This is a genomic window from Myxococcales bacterium, assembly GCA_016716835.1.
Classification (GTDB): Bacteria; Myxococcota_A; Polyangia; order Haliangiales; family Haliangiaceae; genus JADJUW01.
This window is the reverse complement of the sequence record JADJUW010000001.1, coordinates 675,335-699,579: the sequence shown is the minus strand read 5'-3', so window position 1 is coordinate 699,579 and position 24,245 is coordinate 675,335. Positions and strand designations below refer to the sequence as shown.

Below are 24,245 nucleotides of genomic sequence, written 5' to 3'. Positions count from 1 at the left end.
GGCGGCGGCGCAATCATTGGTTTATGGGGCCGGGGCGGCGGGTCACCTTGGCGAAATCGACCCAGCCGCCCCGGGCTGCCACCCCGGCCAAGGAGGCCGCGAACGCCCCTCGCCCTGCGCTGCGGGCCAGCGGCACGATCGGCATCTGTTCCGCCAGCTCGCGCGCCAATAAGGCCGCGGTTGCTCGGCGCGCCTCGGGCCGTTGCGACGCCCTCAGTTCCCGAAGCAAGACGTCACTTTGGGGCGACGAAAACCGGCCAAGGTTTTGCGAACCGCCCGTGCCAAGCATGGCGGTCAAATCCGCGTCGCGCCACACCTCGGTCTCAACCACCGCGACGCCAAACGCACCGTTGCGCAAGCGGGTCTGCACTACCGATTCGGGCGCAAAGGTCATCTCGACCCCAATGCCGGCCGCCTTCCATGCGGCGATCAGCGGCGCGGCCTCATCGGGCCAGCGCTGGCGCGACGTGGTGCCGCGATCGACAAACAAGGCGTTGACGCGAAGCACCTGGCCCGCACGATCGCGCAGGCCATCGCGATTGGTGTCGACCCAACCCGCTTGCGCCAGCAAGTCGGAACCGAGTGAGGCTGGGGCGCCCGCCACAACCTGCGATGACTCGACGTCGAGCGGGCCGCCCGGCCATGCCAGGCTATTGATGGGGACGTCGTTGCGCAGCGCCGCACCGGTTTGAGATGTGCGATCGATGAAAGCGGAAAGCGCTCGCCGCACGCGCGGATCGTCGAGCGGGGGCTTATCGGCGCGAAGCACCGCGTAGCGCAGACGTGGCGCGAGTTCGAGAGGCACGAGCCCCCGCGCGGCGACCGCTTCGGCCAGCGATGCCGGCAGGCCGAGGGCCATATCAGTTGTCTTGCTGGCGATCCATTCGCCGAGTTGGCGCGCGTCGCGTGAAAACCGGAAATGAAGGCTCGCAACGCCCGCCGGCGCGCCCCAATAGTTGTCGTAACGCGCCGCGCGCAACTCGCCAGCCTGGCGCGAGGTGACCTTAAATGGCCCGCTGCCAATTGGGAGCGGCACGGCGCCGCGCTTGCCGTACACATGCGCCGGCACGATGGGGATTTCGCACAGCACGCGGAGCAAGTAGCCGTCCGGCACATCCGTGCGCACGCGCACCGTCTGCGCGTCGACCACGGTGATGCTGGTGACCGTCGCGAGCTGCCCCTTGTATTGCGTCGCGATGGTACGCGCCGAGTCGAGCGAGAATTGGACATCGCGCGCGGTGACGGGGGTGCCGTCGTGAAACGTCGCGGCGCGCAGCGAAATGGTCCAATCGCGCCCGGCATCGTTCGCGGTCCACGTAAGCGCCAGCCGCGGTACATACGCATCGGCCTCGCGATCAAACGCAATCAACGGCTCAAAGACGCTGCCCATCGCGATGAGCCGCGCCGCCGCAGATGCGGATTCGACGAGGCGAAAATTTCCCGGATCACCTGCAACCACGACGGTTAGTTCCGCGGTGGTCGCGGCGGGGAGTGCGGGGGCGACCGCCGCGTCGCTGGCCGTCGCCGCATCGCCTGCAACTTGCGCATCGCCGGCCGGCTGCCACGTGGTGCGCGGCAGGGTCTCGCAACTAAGCAGGCTCGCCAGCACGCCGATCGTGGCCGCGTTCACCGCGGTAAGAACCCGCGCCCAGCCTTGTCGTCGTAAACCGGCCATGTTACTCCTTCACCATGAACCAATTGTCCGTGCGCATGGCAGTTGCAACGCCGCTTTATATTGGGCTTTTTTGTGGTGTCCTGGCTGGATGCAGCGAAGAAAAAAAGGGCCCCGTCTATAAATACAAGGAGCCCGCGGCCAAGGTGTCGCTGCCCTCGGTGCCCGCGTTTGATCTGCCATCCCCGGGGCCTGATGGCTCGCTGGTGCCGCGGCTACTTCGCGTCAATGGGCGCAAGCATCTCGACCAAGAGATCAAGGTCCGCGGCTTCGTAACGTGGGCGTACGATTGCCTCACCGACGTCACGCAGCCCGGCATGGCGCCGGCTGATGCGCAAAAATTGATCGACGAAGACCCAAGCCGTTGCGACCGTCCACAATTTTATCTCGGCGATACGGCGGCGACCGCTGGCGATCGCTCGATCTGGGTGGTCGGCGTGCCGCGCATGGTGCGCGAAGACGAGAAGAAAGTACTCGAGCCAGCGGACATTAAGGCCAAAGACGCGATGGTGCCGCCATACAAAGTTGGCGATGAGATGATCATCACCGGCACGTGGGCGATTTCGGCGCCGAGTGGTCAGGGGAGTTCCGATGGCTTGTTGGTTTATAAAGAGGCGCAGAATGTGACGCAGGGTTGGACGTCGCCGCCGCCTGTTATTGTACCTGCGGCGCCGTAGTTACGTAGCGTCACACTTGAAGCTCTCGCGCGAGTGCGATGAGAGGGACTGGGTTCAGGATCGGGAAGAGGCTCCCGGAACCGGGGTTTTGGGTTCAGGGCCAAGGGTTTGGGGTTCGGGGGTTCCCGACAATCGTGCCGCGGTTGACTTAACCCTCGAACTCGAACTCGAACTCGCACCCGAACTCGAACTCGAACTCGAACTCGAACTCGAACTCGAACCCGAACTCGCACCCGCTCCCGCACTCGAACGTGCTCCCGAACCCCTCGTCCCAGTCCCCTCTTCCTGTTTCCCTCTTCCTGAACCTGAACCCGCTCAAAAGCTCGCGGATGCAATTGCATCGGCCACACCCACCATCGCGCAACCGCCGCGGCCAGCACCACCGCGACCGACCGCCATGTCAACTGGGCAGCGGCTGATCGGGTACGTTGCTGCGCGCCCCGGCACGCCTATTGCACTGGAATCGACCATGCAATACCGGCATCCGTTGGTCGTCCATGGCGTCACGAGCCCAACCCAGCGCGGCTCAGCGTCCGGCCCGGCCACGCCGACGAACGACAACCGCGAAGGTTCGAGCGTCGAGCGACACGACCAGGGCTCTTCGGATGAGCGCTTCAGAGTCGACGACCGAAGCGGAGCTAAAGCGAAGCCGAGCGCCGCTCGACCCGCGCGAGTGGACCGATCTGGCCGAGGTGAGTCGCCTGCGCCACATGATGAGAACGGATCGCCACACCTGTCCCGACGAGAGCGTCCATCGGTGAGGGGCGATATGCGGAGAAGCCGCCGTTTGAAAATCCAGTCGCCCACGACCGCCCGACTTACTGGAGGTTGCTACATGCGCGCGACGTACATGGTGTCCATGATTACGATCCTATCAGCCGGCGTGCTGGCCATGGTCGGCGCGTGCAGGAGCGTCGGTCGGCCGCTGCCTGACAACCCTGTTGCTCCGATCAGCGCAGATCTTGTTACGGCGCCGGCAGGCGTCGTGGAGCGTTCGTTCTACTGCACCGGACCAGTGCCGAGAGAGGCCCTCGATGCAACGGTTGTTCATTGCAGGGCGGCCACCGACGACGGCCTCGCCCATCTCGCCAGTCTCACCAAGCTCACGTCGTTGGACCTGTCGGACACCGGCGTCACCGACGCCGGCCTGGTGCACGTGGCGAAGCACCCACACCTCACCAAGCTTGACCTCTCTGGATACCGCAACAGGATCACCGACGCCGGCTTCGTGCATATAGCCGCGCTCACCAACCTCACTGACCTTCGTCTCGGCAAGAATCGGGGAATCAAAGGGGAGCGCCTGGCCTCGCTGACTCACCTGCGGGGGCTCACGACACTGGATCTTGATGCCAGCCATGTAAACGACGCCGGACTGGTGCACTTGGCCCAGCTCCCAGAGCTCGCAACGCTGAACCTCTCGAGCACCAAAATCACGGACGCTGGCCTGGCACTTCTGACCCAGCTTCCGCGACTTACCACGCTGATCATCACTAACAACAAGATCACCGACGCCGGGCTAGTACACCTGGCCAAGCTACCGAAGCTCACCACGCTGAACCTCTGGGCAAACAAAGGGGTCACCGACGCCGGCCTGGTGCACCTCGCGAGCCTCTCAAAGCTCGCTACGCTGGACCTCAGGGTTACCGAGGTCACCGACGCAGGCCTTCGCCGCCTGGCGAGCCTCACGCAGCTCACCACGCTGATACTTGCGCGCAACGACGCAATCGCCAACGCCGGCCTGACGCATCTGGCCGCCCTCCCGAAACTCACCACGCTAGACCTCCGCTCCACCGCGGTCACCGACGCCGGGCTGGTGCACCTGGCCAAGCTCCGTCGGCTCACGTCACTGCAACTCTCGTATGGAGTCACTGACGCCGGGATGGTGCATCTTGCCAACCTCACGGAGCTGTCCGAGCTGAACATCGGGGGCGGCAAGGTCACTGACGCTGGCCTTGTACACCTAGCCAACCTCACGCAGCTCACCTCGCTGAATCTTTCGAATAGCAAGATCACCGACGCCGGCCTGCCGCAGCTGACCAAGTTCACGCGGCTCACCTCGCTGGACCTCCACCGCACTAAGATCACCGACGCTGGCCTGGCGCACTTGGCCAAGCTCTCGCAACTCTCCGTGCTCATGCTCGGGCAGACCAGGATCAGCGACGCCGGGCTTGTACACCTGGCAAACCTCACCCAGCTCACCACGCTGGGCCTGCATTACACCGCCGTCACCGACGCCGGCATGGAGCATGTAGCCAAGCTCACGCATCTCACCACGCTAGGTCTCCAGGGCGCCATGGTCACCCACGCCGGGCTGGCGCATCTGACCGACCTGCATCAGCTTCGCGAGCTCGACCTCTATTTTGCTAAAGAGGTCACCGACGCAGCGCTGGTGCACCTGGCCAAGCTCACGAGCCTCGCCAAGCTTGAAGTCTCGGGCACCCAGCTCACTAAGGAGGGGTTGGGGTGGCTGAGGCGAGATCTTCCCGGGATCCGAGTTCTCCGCTGATAGTCGTCGGCGTATAATGTAGCGCTCGAATTACTTGTTTGTGCCCGCGCGGCGGACATCAAGGATCCCAAGCTCAAAGATCAGGCGCTGCGGACGGCAAAGAGCGCATGTCTCAATATCGCCGAAGCCGCGTCGCGCGTGTCGGCGGCGGACAAGGCGCGGGTGTTTGGCATCGGGCGCGGCGAGGCCGGCGAAACCGCAGCGGCGGTCGAGATTGCCGCCATCACGCACGACACCGCGGAGCATTGGATGTCGAGGGTCACTCTCGGGCAAAAATTTGACAGCTATTTTAGGTGGTTAACCACGCTGCTGCGTGATCACGTACAACCGAGGGTGACTACGCAGCACCGGATCTAACACCCGGCAATTAAAGGCAAATCGGGCGGCGAGAGTGACCCTATTTGCAATACCGCGCTGGCGGACGCTTGCAACGTAATGACTCGCAGCAGGTTGCGGTGGTGGACGGCCATGCTCCTCGGCGGCGCAGTTCCGCAGCGTTCATTTGGGAGCATTGCGATCTAGATCTCGCCAAACGCCCGCGCGATCTCTAGTGCCGCGCCGTCTCGTCAACGCGAGGACTGTTTGAGCACGCCGAGGTGCATGCCGGACGCCGCGGCGACCGTCGTGGCTGACGACCATCCCTGCCCGCTTCATCACGTCGATTGCGCTAGCCGGCAACCCGGACGACGCAAATCATGGGCAGTTTGCTGATGTGCTAGGGCGTAGCCACGTGACAGCCTGCGCGTCGGCGCGAGTTAGCGCGCTGACGCTGGCGACGTTAGGTTTCGACGCTGCGGACAAAAAGGCCGACCAGCGCGCGCGAGTTGCCTACGGCCTTGCCAACGACCAGATACGTGTAAAACCCTTGATCTTCGATCAGCTTGCCCTCGGCGACGGCCGGGCCGATCTTAAACAGGCGGTATGAGGTGCCGGTGTGCTTGATCATAAAGGCCTGGACGTCGCGCCACGCCAGGTCGAATTCGCCCAGGCTGGTAAATTCGGCCCGCGTCTTGGCGAGGCTGAAGGCCTTGATGGCAAAAGCATCGTCCATGCCGAACGAGGCGCGCACGGAGCTCTCGGTGGGGGTGCGCGTCGTGCTGTTGCGCACCTGTGTGTAGACCGGGCCGCTGTCGATTTCCGACATCCAGGTCGCCAACTCAGCGGCTACAATAAACTCTTGCTCGCGCAGCTGCGGCGCGGAAATTGAGAATGGCAAAACAAGCTGTTCGACAAAGCCATCGACCTCTGCATAGCCACGCGAGGCTGTCGATGTCAAATTTTGCTTCGGGCAAAAACTTGTCGCCAACCCGCCAGCCTCCACCTAAAGATTTTACCATCGCCTTTTCTGCCTGAAAATTTTGACCCGGCCGGCTTAGCGCTCTGTGGCGAGAGGGGGCAGACTGACCAGAAGCACGCGATCCCAATTCGGCTCGACATGCGAGACAGCCGCAAGAAGTGCTAAGCCAACGCCTGAGCTGCCGGTCAGCACGGTGGGGTCATCGACATAGGCCCCCTGATGGTGATAGGTCGCGTTGCGATCTAGCTCTCCATTCGTGCCCCACGCCTTGTAGCCGCCGATGCCCGTGCCTGCGCGGTACGCGTCAATCGTTGCTTCATAGTACGCGATGGCTCTTGCCCGCAGGCGCTCGTCCCCGGTCGCTTGATACAGGCGATTGAACAGGTGCGCGTTACCCGCCATGCCATGACACAGGCCCTGATCCTGTAGCGGCTTCGCGGCGTCCGCCGTCGCCACGCAGGCAAGGGCTATCTCTATAGCCTGCGCGCGCCAATCGTTACGTTCAAAGACCTGCGCCGCACGCAAGATCGCCGCGGCAACGCCAAGGCCGCCGTAGCACCAGGCAATTTGTCGCCCCCCTTCGTTCGTCTCGCCCACCCGAATCCAGCTCGCATACCCTGGCGTGCCGTCGTTAGTGCGAACCCGCAAGAGCCAGGCTACGACCTCGCTTGCCAACGCCTTACTTAGCGCGGGCGCGATGCCTTTGGCATAGCTCTCAGCCGCGAGCACCACGACGCCAGGCAGACCATGCGCTAAGCCGAGGTTGTAGTAGCCTTGAGGCGCAACTGCTTGTTGCCAAGCCAATAGCTGCTCGGGTGGCGTCAGCAAGTAGCGCCCGCCTTGGGCATCCGTAAGACTGCGCCGATGGAGCAAGGCCAGCACTTCGGCGACAACTTGCTTGCGCTCGGGCGCATTGGCAAATTCAAGGCCGATGACGCCAATGCCCACCAGGCCGACGATTAGATCGTAGTCGGCGGGTGGCATGGAGCGTAGCCGCGTTAGAACCATGGCTTCCACGCCTTCGCCGTCGCTTCTGGCGGCGTGGGCATCAGGGGCCTCCCCCCCTTCCTCGTCGAACAACTCATTGGCGAGGTGGGCGTGCAACCACGTCAGCGCGCCGACGCCGCTATACAACCTAACGGGAAGACCATAGTCCACGGTAGTTGCGGCAAAGCGATCCATTTCCTCGGCGACATAACTGGCGTCGTCCTCGCGCGCATTGTCGTCGGCCCAGCGATACGCTTGCAACAAGATGCGCCACGGATGGCCCATGCCCTTGGGCTTCGTCGACTCGCTGGCAGAAGGCGATGCACGGCGCCGCACATCCTCGGAGATGTCGCCGACTATATCACGCGCCCGCTCGGCGTACGCGCCCATCAGAAGTGGCCGCCACGAAGAGGCTGATTTCATCTGCAAATAGTAACAGAGTTGGGCGCCCTGGCGATAATTACGTCGGGGCAGCCAATGAGCCCACGCCGCCTTACCTCGCCGCGGCACGCAAATGGCGACAACGTCCCCCTAAACGGCGAGAGGCGCCAAGCAAGCAACATCCTCCACGTCGACGACTTCTAAGCGACTGCGCCTTTTCGCTTCGTCTCCACGTATCAGATCTTCGGAGACGTGATGTGCCAACCTTGAGCACGAACACAGGCGACTCGTTGCGCCGAGACTTGCTGACTCGTTTCACGTTCAGCACCACGACAACCGCGGCCGGACCTGCGTTCCGCGCCTACCGTTGACTTGTTCGCGCTGGAGACACGCGGGTTCGAAGCGAAGATAACCCCTATCGGGACACCGCGTCACCGTGCGCAATGCAGCAGGCAATCCTCGGGTCTAAACGCAGAACGGGGCACCTTAACAAGCGCAGGTGTAGCAAAAGGTCCCCCAGTCGGTGGTTCCGGGGCCTGGGTCGGGACAACCGCAAGAATCGCCGCTGCAATTGCCGATCGACGTACAATAGAAGGTAGTGACCGTATCCTTTCCGCCCGCGACATCGCCAAGCATGGCCATTGGTTGCGATTTGAGTTCAAGTTTTCGATTAAAGTTTTTTTTCATGTGCCAACTTGATAACGAGCAAGCCCCAACATCGTCAATCGTAAAATCGTCGACATTTTCTGTTCTCTAGCGCGCGTAGGAATATTTTTTCACGAACGCGATTAAGTACGTTTTATTAACATGAACATCGTCACGCTAGATCATAACGGACATGACGTGACTCATTGCGTAACGATGCTCGACGCGCCGCGCTGATAAGACTGTTTTATTGTCGTGCACCCGCGCGCGATAAGCATTTTTTTCAAACGTCTGATTTATTTCCACGCAACCACGCGGTGTCATGCGCGTGTTCGCCATCGCACCGCCGTCAAAATGCGCATAGCCTACTCGCGTCGCGCTAGGCTGATTCGAACGAATCGAACTTCTTCAGTGCCTGGCGCGGGAGAGGGTTTGGGTTCAGGATCGGGAAGAGGGTCCCAGAACAGGGGTTTGCGTTCAGGGCCAAGGGTTCGGGGTACCCGCCAATCGTGCCGCCCTTGACGGGCCCCCTCTTCCCCGTCCCCTCTTCCTGTTTCCCTCTTCCTGGACCTGAACCTGAACCCGCTCGATAACTCGCGGCTGCAATTGCATCGGTCACACCCACCATCGCGCAACCGCCGCGGCCAGCGCTTAAGCTACTCAAGCACTTTCGAAGCGCTGTCACGGCGCCTGCGCGCCATTAGGGTATGACCAATGCAATTACAGCCGCTCCACGTTCTCGGTTAAATCATCACGGCCTCTTGGCGTACGAAGTTGCGCTTGAGTTACTTGTTTGCGTCCGCGCGGCGGACATCAAGGATGCCAAGCTAAAGACTTAGTGCCGTGTCCCAGATAACATGAGCCACCCTGCTAGGTCTGACGCCCGATGCCAGCGTTGCTCGTCGGTCGTTTGGAACCACCAAACTCCACTCCTCGCGCCTTGGCCTCGGACGTCATCCCGGCGCAGCCTAACTCATAACATCTGGGACACGGCACTAGGCGCTGAGGGCAGCCAAGAGCGCGTGCCTCAATATTGCCGAGGCCGCATCGCGCGTGTCGCCCGCGGACAAGGCGCGGGTGTTTGGCATCGCGCGTGGCAAGGCTGGCGAAACCGCCGCAGCGGTCGAGATTGCCGCCACCACGCACGACACCGCCGAACACCATGCCGTGCGCTGCATCGCCGTCGCCGATCGGCTGGTCGCGCTGCTCACGGGCCTCATCCGTCGCTAAGGCTTGGGCTGCCCCTTAATTAAGTTGCACGCCCCAAGCCTCCTTGCTAGCCACGCACAATGTTGCCAACTCCCCGAACCCTCCGCGCTTTAGCCACCGCTAGGCTGTGCGCACTGCTGCTTAGCGCCGCCGCGTGCAACAAGAAGGCGCCACCATCCGCCGAAGCCGCGAAGTCGGCGTCCGCCCCCGAGGCCGCTCCAGTCGCTACGGCTGCCGCACCGGCTTCTGCTGATACGCCAGAACTAATTAAAGCTGCTGAGGCCGCTTGCGAAAGCGGCGACATGACAGCCTGTTCTAACCTCGGCGGGTTCTATCTGAGCGGCACTGGCGTTGCCAGAGACGCCGCCAAGGCCGCAACCCTATACGACAAGGCCTGCCGAGGCGGCGACATGCATCGCTGCTCCAGCCTGGGCGTGATGTATGCCCGCGGCAACGGCGTAGTCAAAGACCTTTCCAAAGCCGTATCACTCTTTGAGGCGGCTTGTCATGGCGGCGATATGGGAGCGTGCTCCTTGCTCGGGTCTCTGTATGAGAACGGAAGCGGTGTATCCCAGGACGCCGGTAAAGCCGCAGCACTTTACGATAAGGCCTGCCAAGGCAACGACATGAATGGATGTTTTAGCCTTGGCGAAATGCATCTGCATGGGATCGGCGTTGCCCGCGACGTCGCCAAAGCCGCGGCCCTTTACGAACAGGCCTGCAAAGGCGGCATCATGCGGTGCTGCTTCAACCTTGGGGTGATGCATCACGAAGGTAGCGTCATCGCCAAAGACACTGTCAAAGCCGCTGCCCTTTACGAACAGGCCTGCAAAGGCGACTACATGAAAGGCTGCTACAACCTTGCAGTCATGTACGAGACCGGCGCCGGTGTTTCGAAAGACGCCCCTAAGGCCGCTGCGCTGTACGACACGGCTTGCCAAGGGGGTGACATGGGAGGGTGTTTCACCCTCGGCATGCTGTATGTTGACGGCCCTGGTGTTACCCCGGACGTAGCCAAGGCCCTCGCGCTTTTCGAGCAAGCATGCCAGGGTGGATTTACCGAAGGATGTGCCGTTGTTGCGAAATTGCGCGCCATGTGATGTCGCGGAACACGAGAACACCGCGGTGGCGAACATCTCCAACGCATACGCCGCAGGTCGCGGTGGTGGACGGTCATGCTCCTCGGCGGCGCAGTTCCGCAGCGTTCACTCGCGAGCACACCTGATCGCGTTCTCGCCAAACGTCCGCGCAGCCGCCAGCGCCGCGCGGTCTCGTCAACGCGAGGACTGTTTGAGCACGCCGAGGTGCATGCCGGACGCCGCCGCGACCGTCGTGACTAGCGAGCCATCCTGCGGCGCGGCATCGCGACGAGCATCGCAATAAACAATGGTAACCATGCAGCAACCGTTGGCGCGCTCGCGGCGCAGCTGCCGCCGCGGGTGTCGCTGACGACAATGTCGTGGCTGCGGAGGAATTCCGCGGCATCGGCGGTGATGCGGGTTGCAGTCGCGGTGCCGGTGCAGCCGGGGTTAGTGACGGTGGAGATGACGCCGAGCAAGGCGTCGGGCTGCGCGGCGGACCAGAGCGGCGCGCCGCTGTCGCCGAAGCAAACGCCGCGGCTCGCGTCGGCGAAGCAGACCTTGTCGACGCTGCCGGCGGGGCATGTGGCTTGTTGCAAGTCGCTCAGCGCGTGCAGCACGCCGGCGCTGCTGGGGTCTAAGTCATAAACGCCAAAGCCGGCGGTGGCGAGGCCATCGCCGAAGCGATCGACGACAGTTGGCACCAGCACCGAGATATCGTCAAGCGCCGCGGTTGGCACCAACTCGACCACGGCGAGGTCGGATGGCTCGTAACGATGTACGGCGATGACGCCGACTTCGATGCCAGGATCGTCGCTTGGATTGTTGGTACCGACGTGCACCACCAACGCGGCAAACGTTGGATCCGTAAGCGCAAACGCATCGGTGCAATGCCCGGCGGTCAGCACGTGGCGCGCGGAAACCAACGCGCCGGTGCAAAGCCCGTCGCCGTCGACCAGGGCGACAACGGCGGGCACCACGGCGGACGCAATCGGCTCACCGCCGATGATGTTCGCGTCGCCACCTGCCCCGCTCATGCATCGGCCCAGTTCGCGGCGATGCCAACTTCAACTTCGAGCGGCACCGAGAGCTTGGCGACGCCTTCCATCTCGTGCTTCATCGCGGCGGCCACGGCGTCGGCGTGTTTTGGTTCGACCTCGAACACCAGTTCGTCGTGCACCGATAAGATCATCGCAGCCGGCAGCTTGCCCTGCGCAATGCGCCGCTCACAGGCGATCATTGCGAGCTTAATGATATCGGCGCCGGCGCCCTGCATCGGCGTGTTTTGCGCGATGCGCTCGGCGGCCTTGCGCGCCGGGATGTTCTTGGAATCGAGATTAGGGATGGGGCGCCAGCGACCAAAGATGGTGGTGATGCCGCCATCGCGCCGCGCTTGGTCGACCACCGTCTGCATAAATTCGCGAATGGTGGGAAACGTCTGAAAATACTTGTCGGAGTATTCTTTGGCCTGCCGGCGCGGAATATCGAGCGCGCGCGCCAAGCCAAAATCGGACTGACCGTACATGAGGCCGTAGTTGACCGCCTTGGCGACCCGGCGTTCATGCGACGTCACCTTGGCAGGCGGCATGCCGAACACCAGCGCGGCAGTTTGAGTGTGAATATCGATGCCTTCGCCAAAGGCCTTGATCAGCATCGCGTCCTGCGACAGATGCGCCAGGATGCGCAGCTCGATCTGCGAGTAGTCGGCCGCCACCAGCACCTTGCCGGGGCCGCCGACAAAACCGCGGCGAATCTCGCGGCCTTCCTCGGTGCGGATGGGAATGTTCTGCAGATTTGGATCTTGCGACGAGAGGCGCCCGGTGGCGGCGACAGCCTGATGATAGTTGGTGTGCAGGCGGCCAGTGACCGGATGCACCAGCGGCGGCAAGGCATCGAGATAGGTGCCTTTGAGCTTGAGCAGCTCGCGGTGCTTCAAGATCTTGCTGACCGCGGGATGCGTGTCGGCAAGTTGTTCGAGCACTTCGTGATCCGTCGAATAGCCGCCGGTCTTGGTCTTGCGCACGCCGGCTGTGGGCAGGCCCAAGGTGTCAAACAAAATGTGTCCGAGCTGTTTGGGCGAGCCGAGATTGAATTCGCCGCCGACGTCATTAAAGACCGAAGCCTGCAGCTCGGCGATGGTTTGCGCGATCCGCTGCGACATCGCCGCAAAGTGCGCGGCATCAATCGCCACGCCACGCATTTCCATAACTGCCAAGAGTTCGCAGGTTGGCAGCTCCATGTCGCGATACAGCGGCATCAAGGCATGGGCGTCAAGCGTTGGTCTTAGGGCCGCCGCCGCCGCCGGCAACGCGCGCGCCACCGCGCCGACGTGCGCCGCCGCCGATGCGACGTCGACCGCCGCGAATGAATCGTTTGACTTGCCCATCGCCTCTCCGCGCGGTGCCACCTGTGTGTGCGCCAGGTCGCGAGCCAAGGCCTCAACCGACGGCGCTGGCACATCGGAGGCGGCCAAGAACGCCATCAGCATGAGGTCGTCGATGGTGCCGGCCACGTCATAGCCGGCGCGCAGCAGCACTTGCCGCGCAAGCTTAGCGTCGTAGGTGAGCTTGCTGACGCTGGGATTGGCAAATAGCGCGCGCAGTGGCGCCAAGGTCGCCGCCGAAAGCGCTGATGGTGCGCCCAAGTAATAATGCGCGATGGGGACATAGACCGCTGGCCCCGCCGCGGTGGCGAGAGCAATGCCAACCATCGTGCATCGATCAGAGCGCTCTTTGGTCGTCTCGATTATGCATGCAACGCTGCCGGCTGCGGTCGCCCCCGCGCACAACTCGGCAAGCGCCGTGTCGCCGTCGCGCGCGATAGCGAAGGCGCTCGCTACCGACGTGTGGGTGACCGGCTCTGTCGCTGTCCCGGTGGCGGTTGGCGCGGCGCTATCACCTGCCACCGGCGCCGCTGGCGCAGTCGCCGCTTGCTCCACCCGCGTCGCCATGCCGGTGAACTCGAGCTCGCGAAACAGCGCGGTTAGCTTTGAGACATCGCGCGCCTGCCATGGCGCCACCGCAAACGCCTCGAAATTTTTCTCAACCGGCACATCGGTTTTCAGTTCCACGAGCGCGCGCGACAATTTGAGCCGCGCCACCACCTCTGCATCACCAAAGGGCTGTTTGACTTTCAGCCGCGGCACCACGGGATTTGCCGCAATCATTGCATCGATCGATCCATACGTCCCTAGCAACGTCGCGGCCGTCTTGGCGCCCACGCCGGCCATGCCGGGGATGTTGTCCGCGGTGTCGCCAACCAAGGCCAAATAATCCGCAACCTGCGCCGGCGGCACGCCAAATTTTGCCTCAACGTCGGCGGGCTCGTACCGCTTATTATTGAGCGAATCGACCATCTCAATGCCGTCGCCGACCAATTGCATTAAGTCTTTGTCAGCGGAATACACCGTGGCCGCCCAACCTTGCGCCTTGGCCTGCACCGCCAACGTGGCGATCACGTCGTCAGCCTCGACGCCTGGCACCTCGAGCACGGGCCAATGCATCGCCTCCACCACACGGCGGAAAAACGGAAACTGAATCTCCAAGTCTTCCGGGGCCTCTGGGCGATTCGCCTTGTACTCGGGATACATGTCGTTGCGAAAACTCTTGGAACCCGCGTCGAACACCACCACCACGTGCGCCGGGTTCACTTCTTCGTGCAGGCGCATCAGCATGCGCGAAAAAATATACAGCGCCCCCGTGGGCATGCCGTCGGCGCGCGACAGCCGCACATCTCGTCGGTCGCCTCGGCCACCCGTCATCAGCGCGAAGTAAGCGCGAAAAACATACCCGTGTCCGTCTAGGATATAGATTCGTTTCATATCGACCCCTCTGGACGCAATTGCTTGGCCCACGCGCGCAGGCGCGGCGCTGCCTCAATACTCCACGCGCCCGGCCAAAACAGATCTTTGCCCGCCACATGTGACACGCGCAGCTGCGGCATGGCGCAGGTCAGCTCGGCGCCCTCCGCATCGCCAAAAATGTAGGGCTCATCGGGCAAGACAGCTAAGCCCGGGCCGCGCGCGACAATATCGGCCAAGGTGACGCGTGGCTGCCGGCTATCGGCCGCGCCATCGCCAGTCTGTGGCGCCTTGCCCGCCAGGTCCATCGCTAGCCGCTTGAGAGTGGGCCCTCCGCCGAACACGTTTGCCATGCCGACGCGTCGTAACATGTTGGCGCCAAAGGTTTCATCATTAAGCGTCGTCCAAGGATCATGCCAAATCGGCACAAAAGCGGTAGTCCACACCGGCCAAGGCGGACGGTTAATTTCGTCGTAGCCACGACGTAGCAATGCCTTCGCGGGCTCGCTTCCCGCGACGCCGAGCAGCTTGGCGAGCCGCGCGACGTGAGCGACGCCATCGGCAAAGCGCCGCGGCAGGGACACATAGAGCGCCACCCGCGTGCCGTCGAGGTCCGGCTGCGCCAGCCGTTCCAGCAACCAGCGCGGGTTTTGTTCCTGGCTCGCGAGCACGACATCGGGGCGCAGCGCCAGAATGTCATCGAGCCGTGGATGCCCGGGGCCACCGACACGCGAGGCCTGCACCGTGGGGCCCGGGCTGCAATAGTCGCTAATGCCAACCAGGCGGTCGCCGCAATCCAAGGCCTGCAGCGAATAGGTGTCGCTTGGCACCAGCGACACCACGCGGCTGGGCACGGGCAGCACTAGGTGGCGCCCCAGGTCATCCGTGATGCGCACCATCGCCATCTGGGCACCTTAGGACCCAGGCGCAAACCGTGCAACCCCGCGATGTGACTGCGCCCACCGTAACCCCAATTTTTTTTGCGGCAAACCGGCCCGCTTAGCGGCCTGCGTGTAGAGTTGACGCCATGGCGGCCAAGCCCACGTCCGAGCAACCACCGACGCGCAAGCTCGACGTCGATCCGCGAGATCCGGTCGCAATGGCCGCCCTGCTCAAACAACTAACGCCGGCGCAGACCGATGCCTTTCTCGGCCGCCTCGAGCGCATCATGCTTAAGAAAAAGGTTCAGGCGTGGGGGTATTTGCTCGCGGCGTTGGTGTTTGCGCTGGGGGTCATGGTGGGACTTACCTACTGGGCGCTGGTGCAAACGTGGGCAAGTGTGATGCTTATGGTGGTGCCTGTCGCCTTGGCTGCGCTGGTGCTGATTGGATTTGGAAAATGGGCAAACCGACTTTAACCTTACTGCTCGTCAGCGCAATCGGGTGCCGGGGCGGCAACGGGGCGACGCCCGATGGTCAGGTGGATGCGCCCAGCGATGCCGCAAGCGACGCGCCAACGGATGCCCCTTATGAGCCCATTGCGCCATGCGTGGCAAGCGACGACACGGGCGTCACCAGCGATGTCGTTGCCTCTGGCTTCCTTGACCCCGTCTTAGTCACGGCACCTGCGGGCGATGCCCGGTTGTTTGTCGTCGAACAGGGCGGCCGCATCATCATGCTCGGCGAGACGCGTGGGACGTTCCTTGACTTGCGAGCGAGCGCGGGCGGCCCGGTGCGAGCGACTGGCAACGAGCAAGGCCTACTAGGCCTCGCCTTCCATCCGGGATTTGCCGAGAATGGCCGCTTCTTTGTTAACTACACCCGCTCGCCCGACGGCGCGACCGTCGTTGCCGAGTACGGCGTGGGCGAAAATGGCCTGGGCGATGCATCAAGTGGGGCGACCTTGCTCGTCGTCGCGCAACCGTTTTCCAATCACAATGGCGGCATGATCGAATTTGCCCCCGATGGCATGTTGCTCGTCGCGCTCGGCGACGGCGGCAACGCCAACGACCAACCTGACAACAACGCCCAGAACAACACGCGGCTGCTCGGCAAGTTGCTCCGCATCGATGTCGATGCGGTCACCGCCGGCAAGGCGTATGGCATACCGGCCGACAATCCCTTCGCAGGCAGCGCTGATGGGGCCACCGACCCGCGCCCAGAAATTTGGGCGAGCGGGTTGCGCAACCCGTGGCGGTTCTCGGTCGATGCCGTTGCCGCGATGCTTTACATCGGCGACGTCGGGCAAAACGCAATCGAAGAGGTCAACGCCGTCCCAAGCACCACCGCCAGCGTCAACTACGGGTGGCGGCTATGGGAAGGAAATACCTGCACCGGCATCGGCGGCGGTGGCTGCGACACGCCGCAAACGCCGCCCATTAGCGAGCATACCCACGGCGACGGTTGGTGCTCGGTCATCGGCGGCGCGGTGTACCGCGGCACTTGCATGCCGGCATTGGTGGGCGACTACCTCTACGGCGACTATTGCGCCGGCGAGGTATGGGCGCTCGCCTATGATGGCAACAGCGTCAGCAACCGGCGCCAGCTTGCGGGCTCATTCGGCCAGGAAATCACCAGCATCTATGCCGGTGGCGACGGCGAATTGTATCTCACCAACCGCGGCGGCACGCTGCGCCGTTTGCGCGCGGCGCCCTAACAACGTGCGAGCGAGACCCTAGGCGGGATCGTGGCCGTAGCGCCAGGTTTCGATCAACATGTCGATGAGGCGGTCTTGCGTGACGGCGACGTACACCAGCGCCGCCGCCGCGATCACCGCACCGCCGATCATTGCAAAGGCTACGGCCTGGCGCGGCTTGGTGCGCAGGGCGCAACCGAGTACCCAGGTCAGCAAAGTGGCAACTACGACGATCCACAGCGTCGCCGCGGCCACCATGGGTTGGCGTGAATAGGACATGGCCACGAGACCCGCGCCGATAGGGATCATGTAAGCGACCGCAAGATCAGGCGCTAAGCGTTCGCGCCATTGGCGCGCCCCACGACGCAACACGAATACAACCATGACCAGCGCAAACCCAGCGAGCCACACCAAGGCGACCGTCCGCCACATCCGCTGGCGCTGCGCGCTGGCCAACTTGCGCCTCAGTTCGGCCAAGGCCGCGCGTTGGGTGACGTCGCCCTTGCTGTCTAGCGAGGCGATGATGGTGGTGGCCTCGCCTAAGCGACCAACCTGCACCAAGGCCGAGGCTAACGCGCGCTTGCGAGCGTCTGCGTTTTCACCGGGACGAGCCGCGAGCTCGCGAAACCACGCCAGGCCGCGATCAAGATCACCTTGCTGCAGCCACTGCTCGCCAAGCCAGCGCGCCGCATCGGGCCAGGCGGGCAACTGCGGCTCGCGGCGCAAGAGGGCTTCGAGGGCGACGAGCGCCGGCGCCGGATCTTCGAGCCGAGCCGCCTGCTGCATCAGCGCCTCGCGCTCTGCTTGCGCCGCGCTGAACGCCGCGTCTTCACCAACGATGCGCGCCAGATAGCCAAGCCTCGCTTCGGCGTGGCGCACGTACGGGCTTTCAGGAAAGCGGGCGATTAGCTCGCGATAGTGCGCCTGCGCCTCGCCGTAGCGACCGCGCAATTCGGCGACGCGCGCCGCCTCGCGCAGGCCATCATCGGCCCACGCCGCGTCGGCGCCTCCAGCCACCGCCTCAAAGCCGCGCTGGGCGGCCGCCAAATCGCCGGCAAGCATCGCCTTCATGGCGCCGTCAAATTCGGCCGGCGTTGGCGTGGCGGCGCCGGCGCGAGGCATCGCCAACAACACGGCGATCGCGACGGCGACGGCTGCCCAGCCTTGGCGCGCGCGCAAGCGCTACTCCGTCGTCTCACCAAACGGCGACTCAATCGGCGTGCCATCTGGTTTAAACGAGGTGACCGTCCACGAGTTCTTGCGCACCTCGATGACCGCGGCGTTGTAGGTCTTTTCCGAATATTCGGTGAAGGCCGGCGTATCGCCGTTTTCATAGAGCGAGGCGCCCGCGCCGCCGGTCACCAGGTACACGGTGCCGTCGGCCGGCGAGGCCTGCGCCGCATTGCCTTTCATCGGTTTGCTGCGCTCGTAGTTGTGATCGTGGCCATTTAGGACTAGGTCAACGTCGTTGGCATCGAAGATGGGTGCCCACAGCGCGCGCAACGTCTCGTCGCTGCCATGGCTCGTCGACGATGAATACGTCGGACGATGGTGCATGACGAACTTCCACGGGGCGCTGGCGTTCGCCGCGAGATCGGCGGAGAGAAAATCGGCGATCTTGCCCGAAAGGTCCGAGGTATTAAGCGGCGTGTCATTGAGCACCGTGACATGCGCATGGCCATAATCGAGGCTGTAGTTTTCTTCGTCGCCGGGCAGCGCGACCTGCGAATAGTAGGTCACCGAATTTGCCTCGTGGTTGCCGTGCGCGGCCACCATGGGCACTTTGGTCAAGAGGCTCGCCCCCTGCTCAAAAAAGGTCTCCCACTCCGTCTGCACATGACCAAACATCACGGCATCGCCTGAAAACAAGATGAGGTCCGGCGACCGAGCATCGAGCTCGCCAACCAGCGCACTCCACACGTCATAGCCGCTGCGGCTATCGCCCACGATCGCGAGCGAGACCACCGTATCGTCGGTCACTTCGGGCGCGGTGCGAAACGAATACACGGGCGACCAGTGCGCAGCGCCGTCGGTTTCCCCGCCAACTTTGTATTGATACTCCGTGCCAGGCTGCAGCCCGCACAGATGTGCCTCATGGATGCGCACCTCTGGATCTGTCGCCGAGATGCCCGGCTTATAAACAAACGTCACGCCCTGCTGCTCGCTCGCCAAATCCGCGTCGGTCCCAAAGCGAACATAAGTCGCCTTGGTCGTTTCGTCGGCGGTCCGCCACGAGATGGTCACCGACGTTGTCGGATCGCTGGCGAGCCCGAGGTGAACCAGCCGCGGAGTTGGATCGCTGCCAAAGGCGCCTTCGCCCAGTACCGGCGGCGACGCGCCCTCGCGCGTGGTCATGCTGTAGCCGCAACCTTGCAGTGCGATGGTCCCGCCGGTGAGCTGTTGATTACCCGGGTCGCTTGAGGGGGCGCCGCGCACGCACGCCGCAAGGCCCAGCACCACGCCCGCTACGAGCGTAAGGCGCACGACCAACGGCGCCAATTGTTCATTAAAAGAGTTCATTATTGCTCTCCTCGATACGTCATCTGGAGCAAAAACTGATCGTTGCCAAAGGTCGCATCATTACCATTGCGATCGACATCTTCGACTTCGACGATGTGGGCGTACGACATGGAAACTTTCAGATCATGCTTGGCAAAATAGTGCGACACCACGCCGCTGTAAGCGCGCAGCGACTGATTTTCGTCGCCGGGTTGGTCGATGCCGATGGTGTCGTTTTCGTCGATCTCGTCGACGCGCGCGCCAATCTCGAGGCGCCCCGGCACCCCGCCAATCGGCGGTAGCAAATAGTTGACCTGGGCCGAGAACCCGTTAGCGCGATAGTTTGGAATTGCGACGCTGTCTTCAAAGGAATGTTCTGCTTGCAAATACTCGATGGCGCCTGAGAACCCACCATAGGACCCAGCCAGGTCAACGCCTAAGGTGACGACTTCCTCGCGATTGGCGCTGACCTCAAGCGAGTTGGTCGCGGCCGAAACCGCCAGCGTGACAAAATCGCCGCCAAAGGCCGACTCGGCGTAGCGATCGGTGCCAAGCGGTGTGATCGCGAGGCGTCCGGCAAACAGATATTTTTCGTCGATATTCTGGGTTTGGTTGCGGCCTTCGCCGTTAAACACGCCCAGCGACAACGTGACCCAATCGGTAAACGGATCGCGCGCGCGGAGCAGCGCGCCGATTTGTCGCCCAGGCGCGAGCTGCGCCAACGCCGCCTGCTCGGGAAAGGCCAGCGACGACTCCGAGGTCAAGCCGCGCCGCGACACCGGCGCGCGTTGTTGCCCAACGTCGAGCGAATAGCGGCCATCGATCACGACGCCCATGAATGCATCGACCAAGCCAAATTGCGGCATGAGTTCGCCCTCAAGGCGAGCGCGCGCGATGACGCCCGGCGATATCTCGCGCTCGGCTTGCCAGTTTGGCCGCACGCGGCTGAGCGCAAAGCCATTTTCGTCGGACACCGAATCGGGGTCGTTTTGCACCCAGCGATAGCGCGCGTGCGCATAGAAACCCAGGCGCATGATTGTCGTGCGCTTGCTAGCATCAGGCTCAATGTCAGCGTCGGGTGCACTTGCAACCGGCACGGGCCCCAAAACCGGCGTCGCCTCGATTGGGGGCGTCGCCTCGCTAAGCGGCGGCTCGACCGAGTCCGCTTGCGCCACGGCACCGGCCATTGCGCTGATGCCACCAATGGCACCTGCCGCCAACACGCCAACGACGAATAATTTGATTGCGTTCACGACGTTCATATTGCCTAAGCTGGCGGAAATACACAACACCGTCCCCATGAATCTGCGAGCTGGCGATCGCGGCGATTGCCGCACCACCTGTCCCTGGAGGCACTAACCCAGCTCGCGCTGCATGCGCTCAATCACCTCGGTGTAGCTCGTGCTTTTGACGACCTCGGCGAGCTCGGCGGTAAAGCGCCCCACGAGGTCAACTCGTCCGCGCTGCTGCGCATCTTGCCGCGCATTGTAAAGCGTCACGAAGGCGCGTTCGGAGTTTACGAAGTGCTCAACCATGGCTAGCACGGCGCGCGTCGCTGACGAGGTCATCGACCGCGACGTATCCTGGAAGGTAAAGCGCCGCCCCATCGAATTGGTAACGTCGATTGTCACGGTACACGTCGCATCGGTGCGAATACCGCGGCCCGACTCGATCGCGGTCGATACCGCAAAACCAACCAAGGCGATCGAACTTAGCGACTGGTACTCGGGGGCATAGCGCGCGTGCAAGGCTTGGAACACGGCATCAACTAAGCCAACCCCTTCGCTATGCACCGCGACCTCAAGCGCGCCCTCTTTGACCACCACGTTGACCTTGGTAACGCCGTCACCTGGCCGCTCGACGACGCCAAGCTCGACCAGGGCCAGCGCCACATACCCATCGCCCAGCACGCGTCTAATCATCGACAAGTTGTCTGGTGGTCCTGGCGGCATGTCTTAAGGGTAGCGCATTGCCGACGAGAGTCGATCAAGAGATCGCAGCGCCGCGCGCCCACATGTGAGGGAAATCATGGCACTGTCGATGTAAGGCGTGTCCCGACATGAATCGGCCGGGGACGCGAGGAAGGCCCCGCTCATGACCACCAACGTTGAACGCCTGACCTCGCGCCTCGCCGCGCTCATCGCCATGCCGACGCATCAGCGCCTAGACGCGACGTCGGTCGGCGACGAATACGCGTGCTGCCAGGCGCTGGCGGCCTGGCTAGGCGAGTTTGGGCCCGATGAGATCGTGCTGCAGCGCGTGCCACGCGGCGACGGCGACCCAGGCGCCTACGTTTTTGCCCGCTGGGGCACGCCCACGCTGGTTATCAATGCCCACGTCGATACGGTGCCGCCCAACAGTGGCTGGACGCGTGCGCCGTGGACGCCCGCGGTCGATGCCGCCCGCGTTTGGGGCCTGGGCGCGTGTGATACCAAGAGTGCGATTGCCTGCACGCTCGAGGCGCTGGCGCAAGTGCCCGCAGCCGCACGCCAGCATCTCGGCGTGCTGTTTTCCGGCGACGAAGAAAACCACACCGCTGTGATGCAAGCGTTTCTCGCCTCGCCCCACGCCGCTGGCATTGAGCGCGTGATCGTCTGCGAACCCACCGCGCGTCAAGCCGGCATCGCCCACCGCGGCATCATGGGATATCGCGCGCAGGCACATGGCCCCGGCGGGCACTCATCGCGTGCAGATGCCACCCCTGCGCCATTGCTCGACCTCGCCCGCCTCGGCGACGCGCTTGCCGCCCTCGCGCGCGCAACGCAAAGTACCGCGGCGTGCGGCGAACGCACCATGTGTTTCAATCTCGGGCAGCTCACCGGCGGCGTGGCGTTCAATGTCATCCCGCAACACGGCGACATGGTGTGGTCGGTGCGACCGCCGCCTGGATTTGACGGCGCCGTGTGGGCGCGCGAAGTGGCCGCCGTGGTGGCGACGATGCCACCTTCGGTCACGCAGGCGTGCACGCTCGACCAACCGCCGTTTCGCGCCGCGCATACGTCGTGGCTTGAGCCCGTGTTGCAACGCCACGGCGTGCCTGCGGTGCAGGTCGACTTCTGGACGGAGGCTGCGTGGTGGGCGGAGGCTGGCATCGATGCGGTGGTAATCGGCCCTGGCGACATCTCGGCCGCGCACGCACCCGATGAGTCGGTCGCCATCGACGACCTTCTTTGGTTTACTTCGCTGCTGGTTGGTGTATTGAACGACCCGCGATGAGCCTCGTTCCCAGCGTGCCAACCGCCGACCCGATCGAACCGCGCGAGCTGGTGCTGCGCTTCTTGTCGAGCATCGGCCGCCCCAACGAGGCCGAGCAATACCTCAAGCTGTTTCGCGCCGAGCCGGAGCAGTTCGCCGCGATTCACGTCTCGGATAACGTCGCCAAGGACGCGCTGCTCGCCCTCGTCGTCGATTTGCGTTTTTTGGCGCAGCTAAACCTTTTTCCCGTCCTCGTGTTTGGCGCCATGGGCACCAAGACCGCCGGCCGCACGCTTGAGCGCGTGCGCGCGGTGCTCGAGCGCGAGGTGCCCTGCGACGTGGTGACCGCCAAGGATGCGCGGCATCACATCCGCCGCGAACGCGTGCCGATGATCGCGCTTGAAGATGGCAGGGACCCGGAGGGCTTTGACGCGCTCGCCGAGCTCGTCACCGAGCTGCGCACCCGCCGCGTCGTGTTTCTCTCGAGCCGTTCCGGCCTTATGCCCCGCGGCGGTGGCGTGGTGTCGATGGTCAACCTCACGACCGAGAAAGACGCCCTCATCCCGCGCTTGCCACCTGCCCAAGCCGAACTGGTGCGGCAAGTCGACCGCCTCATCGCCACGGTGCCGCAAGCGCTGACGGTTTCGGTGACCTCGCCGCTCGATCTTTTGCGCGAACTCTTTACGGTCAAGGGTGCCGGCACCATGTTGCGCCGCGGCTCGATCGTGCAGCGCTTTTCTGATTGGCGCGAGCTCGACGGCGACCGCTTAGTAACGTTGGTCGAGGCGGCGTTTGGCAAGACGCTGGCGCCAGGGTTTCGCGACCGCGGCTTTGAACGCGCCTACGTCGCCGATGTCTATCGCGGCGCCGCCGTGGTGACGCGCACCGCACTTGGGCCCTATCTCAGCAAGTTCGCCGTCACCCTTGAAGCTCGCGGCGAAGGCGTTGGCGGCGACCTATGGCGCGTGCTGTCGCAAGATTACGAGCAGCTGTTTTGGCGCAGCCGCATGAACAACCCGATCACCGCGTGGTACCGCGAGCAGGCCGATGGTTGGCACAAGATGGTCGTCGGGGACGTGCACTGGGCCGTGCTGTGGCGCGGCTTCGCACCGAGGGCGCTGCCTGACCTAATTGAGTACTGCCAACAAACACCGCCCGACTTTGTCACTTAGCGCCGCGGCAAACCGCGTACACAGGCTTAGAGCTGCGGCTCAGAGTAGTGCTCGTACTCGCCAGCGCCGCCTATCACGCCGTCGACCTCGATCGGCCGCAAAATCGTAAGGCTTAAGCCATCGGCCGCGCCGAGCTCAAAGTTGGCCTTGCAGTCGCCATTGTTGGAATTGGATGAGACGCTGAAGTACAAATCCTGTTCACCTTGTTGCGCATAGGTCGCCGACAAGGTGTCGTTGCCGTCGCGGACAACCACAAACTCGTACGAGGTTTCGACGGGCACATCTTCGCAGGTGCCAGGGTCTGCGACGGCGACCGCCAAGGTCCACGTGCCATCTGGCACGCAACCGTCCTCAGGGGCCGAAGCGCCCGAGGGCGCAAACGTCCCGGTCAGCGACAAGTCAGCGATGCAGTCGATATATTCTGGCAGATCGTCCATGGGAGGATCGCCCCCCACGCCGCCGGTGTCGCAGCCCACAGCCAACGGCAAGGCCGCCGCGCACATCGCCAACATCACCGAGCTACCAAGCGTCTGCTTTTTCATTGACGTAATTG

At 63.4% G+C, this 24,245-nt stretch carries 22 protein-coding genes; 10 read left to right on the top strand and 12 right to left on the bottom strand.

From position 1 onward, the window contains the following. Positions 1-13: 13 nt before the first annotated feature. A complete protein-coding gene (locus tag IPL79_03100) occupies positions 14-1,675 on the bottom strand; it encodes a hypothetical protein (GenBank protein MBK9069983.1) in 1,662 nt (553 codons plus the stop codon). Between the two features lie 14 nt (positions 1,676-1,689). On the opposite strand from IPL79_03100, the gene IPL79_03095 reads away from it, so the two are divergent. Continuing rightward, a complete protein-coding gene (locus IPL79_03095; GenBank protein MBK9069982.1) occupies positions 1,690-2,349 on the top strand; it encodes a hypothetical protein in 660 nt (219 codons plus the stop codon). Positions 2,350-2,497: 148 nt separating this feature from the next. Here the strand turns inward: IPL79_03095 and IPL79_03090 are convergent, their stop codons facing one another. Next, the gene (locus IPL79_03090; protein MBK9069981.1) at positions 2,498-2,668 is read right to left on the bottom strand and encodes a hypothetical protein; all 171 of its coding nucleotides are present in this window, start codon (positions 2,666-2,668) and stop codon (positions 2,498-2,500) included. 286 nt (positions 2,669-2,954) lie between these two features. On the opposite strand from IPL79_03090, the gene IPL79_03085 reads away from it, so the two are divergent. The 3 genes from IPL79_03085 (at position 2,955) to IPL79_03075 (ending at position 5,212) form a co-directional block, all read left to right on the top strand. Further along, a complete protein-coding gene (locus IPL79_03085; protein MBK9069980.1) occupies positions 2,955-3,110 on the top strand; it encodes a hypothetical protein in 156 nt (51 codons plus the stop codon). A gap of 74 nt (positions 3,111-3,184) precedes the next feature. Next, positions 3,185-4,855: a leucine-rich repeat domain-containing protein gene (locus IPL79_03080; GenBank protein ID MBK9069979.1), complete on the top strand. Its 1,671-nt coding sequence runs from the start codon at positions 3,185-3,187 to the stop codon at positions 4,853-4,855. Positions 4,856-4,912: 57 nt separating this feature from the next. Further along, entirely contained in the window at positions 4,913-5,212 is a 300-nt protein-coding gene (locus tag IPL79_03075) for a four helix bundle protein (GenBank protein MBK9069978.1), read from the top strand. Between the two features lie 421 nt (positions 5,213-5,633). Here the strand turns inward: IPL79_03075 and IPL79_03070 are convergent, their stop codons facing one another. Both IPL79_03070 and IPL79_03065 read right to left on the bottom strand, forming a co-directional pair. Further along, positions 5,634-6,131 (bottom strand): hypothetical protein, encoded by a 498-nt coding sequence (locus IPL79_03070; GenBank protein MBK9069977.1) that lies wholly within the window; start codon positions 6,129-6,131, stop codon positions 5,634-5,636. Positions 6,132-6,227: 96 nt separating this feature from the next. Next, on the bottom strand, positions 6,228-7,562 hold the full coding sequence (locus IPL79_03065; GenBank protein ID MBK9069976.1) for a lanthionine synthetase C family protein: 1,335 nt from the start codon (positions 7,560-7,562) through the stop codon (positions 6,228-6,230). A gap of 1,605 nt (positions 7,563-9,167) precedes the next feature. On the opposite strand from IPL79_03065, the gene IPL79_03060 reads away from it, so the two are divergent. Both IPL79_03060 and IPL79_03055 read left to right on the top strand, forming a co-directional pair. After that, on the top strand, positions 9,168-9,395 hold the full coding sequence (locus IPL79_03060) for a four helix bundle protein (GenBank protein MBK9069975.1): 228 nt from the start codon (positions 9,168-9,170) through the stop codon (positions 9,393-9,395). Positions 9,396-9,454: 59 nt separating this feature from the next. Continuing rightward, positions 9,455-10,474, top strand: a complete 1,020-nt coding sequence (locus IPL79_03055) for an SEL1-like repeat protein (protein ID MBK9069974.1) — start codon at positions 9,455-9,457, stop codon at positions 10,472-10,474. 236 nt (positions 10,475-10,710) lie between these two features. Here IPL79_03055 and IPL79_03050 read toward each other — a convergent pair whose 3' ends face one another. Genes IPL79_03050 through IPL79_03040 form a run of 3 tightly spaced genes read right to left on the bottom strand, consistent with a single transcriptional unit; the run spans position 10,711 to position 15,157 of the window. Continuing rightward, positions 10,711-11,490, bottom strand: a complete 780-nt coding sequence (locus IPL79_03050; GenBank protein ID MBK9069973.1) for a trypsin-like serine protease — start codon at positions 11,488-11,490, stop codon at positions 10,711-10,713. Next, complete coding sequence (gene polA, locus IPL79_03045) at positions 11,487-14,273, bottom strand: DNA polymerase I (protein ID MBK9069972.1); 2,787 nt, start codon at positions 14,271-14,273, stop codon at positions 11,487-11,489. Before polA ends, IPL79_03050 begins: the two co-directional genes overlap by 4 nt. After that, the gene (locus IPL79_03040; GenBank protein MBK9069971.1) at positions 14,270-15,157 is read right to left on the bottom strand and encodes an ABC transporter substrate-binding protein; all 888 of its coding nucleotides are present in this window, start codon (positions 15,155-15,157) and stop codon (positions 14,270-14,272) included. The genes polA and IPL79_03040 overlap by 4 nt, the downstream gene beginning before the upstream one ends. A 122-nt stretch (positions 15,158-15,279) precedes the next feature. On the opposite strand from IPL79_03040, the gene IPL79_03035 reads away from it, so the two are divergent. Next, a complete protein-coding gene (locus IPL79_03035; GenBank protein MBK9069970.1) occupies positions 15,280-15,609 on the top strand; it encodes a hypothetical protein in 330 nt (109 codons plus the stop codon). After that, entirely contained in the window at positions 15,591-16,847 is a 1,257-nt protein-coding gene (locus tag IPL79_03030; GenBank protein MBK9069969.1) for a PQQ-dependent sugar dehydrogenase, read from the top strand. The genes IPL79_03035 and IPL79_03030 overlap by 19 nt, the downstream gene beginning before the upstream one ends. 18 nt (positions 16,848-16,865) lie before the next feature. On the opposite strand, the gene IPL79_03025 is transcribed toward IPL79_03030, so the two are convergent. The 4 genes from IPL79_03025 to IPL79_03010 all read right to left on the bottom strand — a co-directional run bounded on the left by IPL79_03025 (position 16,866) and on the right by IPL79_03010 (position 21,277). Further along, entirely contained in the window at positions 16,866-18,005 is a 1,140-nt protein-coding gene (locus IPL79_03025; GenBank protein ID MBK9069968.1) for a hypothetical protein, read from the bottom strand. Positions 18,006-18,008: 3 nt separating this feature from the next. Further along, complete coding sequence (locus IPL79_03020) at positions 18,009-19,346, bottom strand: metallophosphoesterase family protein (protein MBK9069967.1); 1,338 nt, start codon at positions 19,344-19,346, stop codon at positions 18,009-18,011. Beyond that, positions 19,346-20,578 carry a hypothetical protein gene (locus tag IPL79_03015; protein ID MBK9069966.1) on the bottom strand — a complete coding sequence of 411 codons (1,233 nt, stop codon included), beginning with the start codon at positions 20,576-20,578 and terminating at the stop codon, positions 19,346-19,348. The genes IPL79_03020 and IPL79_03015 overlap by 1 nt, the downstream gene beginning before the upstream one ends. Positions 20,579-20,680: 102 nt before the next feature. Beyond that, positions 20,681-21,277: a hypothetical protein gene (locus tag IPL79_03010; protein ID MBK9069965.1), complete on the bottom strand. Its 597-nt coding sequence runs from the start codon at positions 21,275-21,277 to the stop codon at positions 20,681-20,683. A gap of 142 nt (positions 21,278-21,419) precedes the next feature. Here IPL79_03010 and IPL79_03005 point away from each other — a divergent pair, with 142 nt between their 5' ends. Together IPL79_03005 and IPL79_03000 are read left to right on the top strand one after the other, a co-directional pair. Continuing rightward, complete coding sequence (locus IPL79_03005) at positions 21,420-22,541, top strand: M20/M25/M40 family metallo-hydrolase (GenBank protein MBK9069964.1); 1,122 nt, start codon at positions 21,420-21,422, stop codon at positions 22,539-22,541. After that, on the top strand, positions 22,538-23,692 hold the full coding sequence (locus IPL79_03000) for a hypothetical protein (protein MBK9069963.1): 1,155 nt from the start codon (positions 22,538-22,540) through the stop codon (positions 23,690-23,692). Before IPL79_03005 ends, IPL79_03000 begins: the two co-directional genes overlap by 4 nt. Before the next feature lie 26 nt (positions 23,693-23,718). On the opposite strand, the gene IPL79_02995 is transcribed toward IPL79_03000, so the two are convergent. After that, positions 23,719-24,234: a hypothetical protein gene (locus IPL79_02995; GenBank protein MBK9069962.1), complete on the bottom strand. Its 516-nt coding sequence runs from the start codon at positions 24,232-24,234 to the stop codon at positions 23,719-23,721. Positions 24,235-24,245 lie beyond the last annotated feature (11 nt).

Bases quoted from the DNA above. Each gene is read 5' to 3' on its own strand.
- IPL79_03035 (MBK9069970.1), top strand. From the start codon at position 15,280: ATGGCGGCCAAGCCCACGTCCGAGCAACCACCGACGCGCAAGCTCGAC.
- polA (MBK9069972.1), bottom strand. From the start codon at position 14,273: ATGAAACGAATCTATATCCTAGACGGACACGGGTATGTTTTTCGCGCT.
- IPL79_03040 (MBK9069971.1), bottom strand. From the start codon at position 15,157: ATGGCGATGGTGCGCATCACGGATGACCTGGGGCGCCACCTAGTGCTG.
- IPL79_03100 (MBK9069983.1), bottom strand. From the start codon at position 1,675: ATGGCCGGTTTACGACGACAAGGCTGGGCGCGGGTTCTTACCGCGGTG.
- IPL79_03050 (MBK9069973.1), bottom strand. From the start codon at position 11,490: ATGAGCGGGGCAGGTGGCGACGCGAACATCATCGGCGGTGAGCCGATT.
- IPL79_03065 (MBK9069976.1), bottom strand. From the start codon at position 7,562: ATGAAATCAGCCTCTTCGTGGCGGCCACTTCTGATGGGCGCGTACGCC.
- IPL79_03020 (MBK9069967.1), bottom strand. From the start codon at position 19,346: ATGAACTCTTTTAATGAACAATTGGCGCCGTTGGTCGTGCGCCTTACG.
- IPL79_02995 (MBK9069962.1), bottom strand. From the start codon at position 24,234: ATGAAAAAGCAGACGCTTGGTAGCTCGGTGATGTTGGCGATGTGCGCG.
- IPL79_03080 (MBK9069979.1), top strand. From the start codon at position 3,185: ATGCGCGCGACGTACATGGTGTCCATGATTACGATCCTATCAGCCGGC.
- IPL79_03095 (MBK9069982.1), top strand. From the start codon at position 1,690: ATGAACCAATTGTCCGTGCGCATGGCAGTTGCAACGCCGCTTTATATT.
- IPL79_03055 (MBK9069974.1), top strand. From the start codon at position 9,455: ATGTTGCCAACTCCCCGAACCCTCCGCGCTTTAGCCACCGCTAGGCTG.
- IPL79_03005 (MBK9069964.1), top strand. From the start codon at position 21,420: ATGACCACCAACGTTGAACGCCTGACCTCGCGCCTCGCCGCGCTCATC.
- IPL79_03030 (MBK9069969.1), top strand. From the start codon at position 15,591: ATGGGCAAACCGACTTTAACCTTACTGCTCGTCAGCGCAATCGGGTGC.
- IPL79_03000 (MBK9069963.1), top strand. From the start codon at position 22,538: ATGAGCCTCGTTCCCAGCGTGCCAACCGCCGACCCGATCGAACCGCGC.
- IPL79_03085 (MBK9069980.1), top strand. From the start codon at position 2,955: ATGAGCGCTTCAGAGTCGACGACCGAAGCGGAGCTAAAGCGAAGCCGA.
- IPL79_03010 (MBK9069965.1), bottom strand. From the start codon at position 21,277: ATGCCGCCAGGACCACCAGACAACTTGTCGATGATTAGACGCGTGCTG.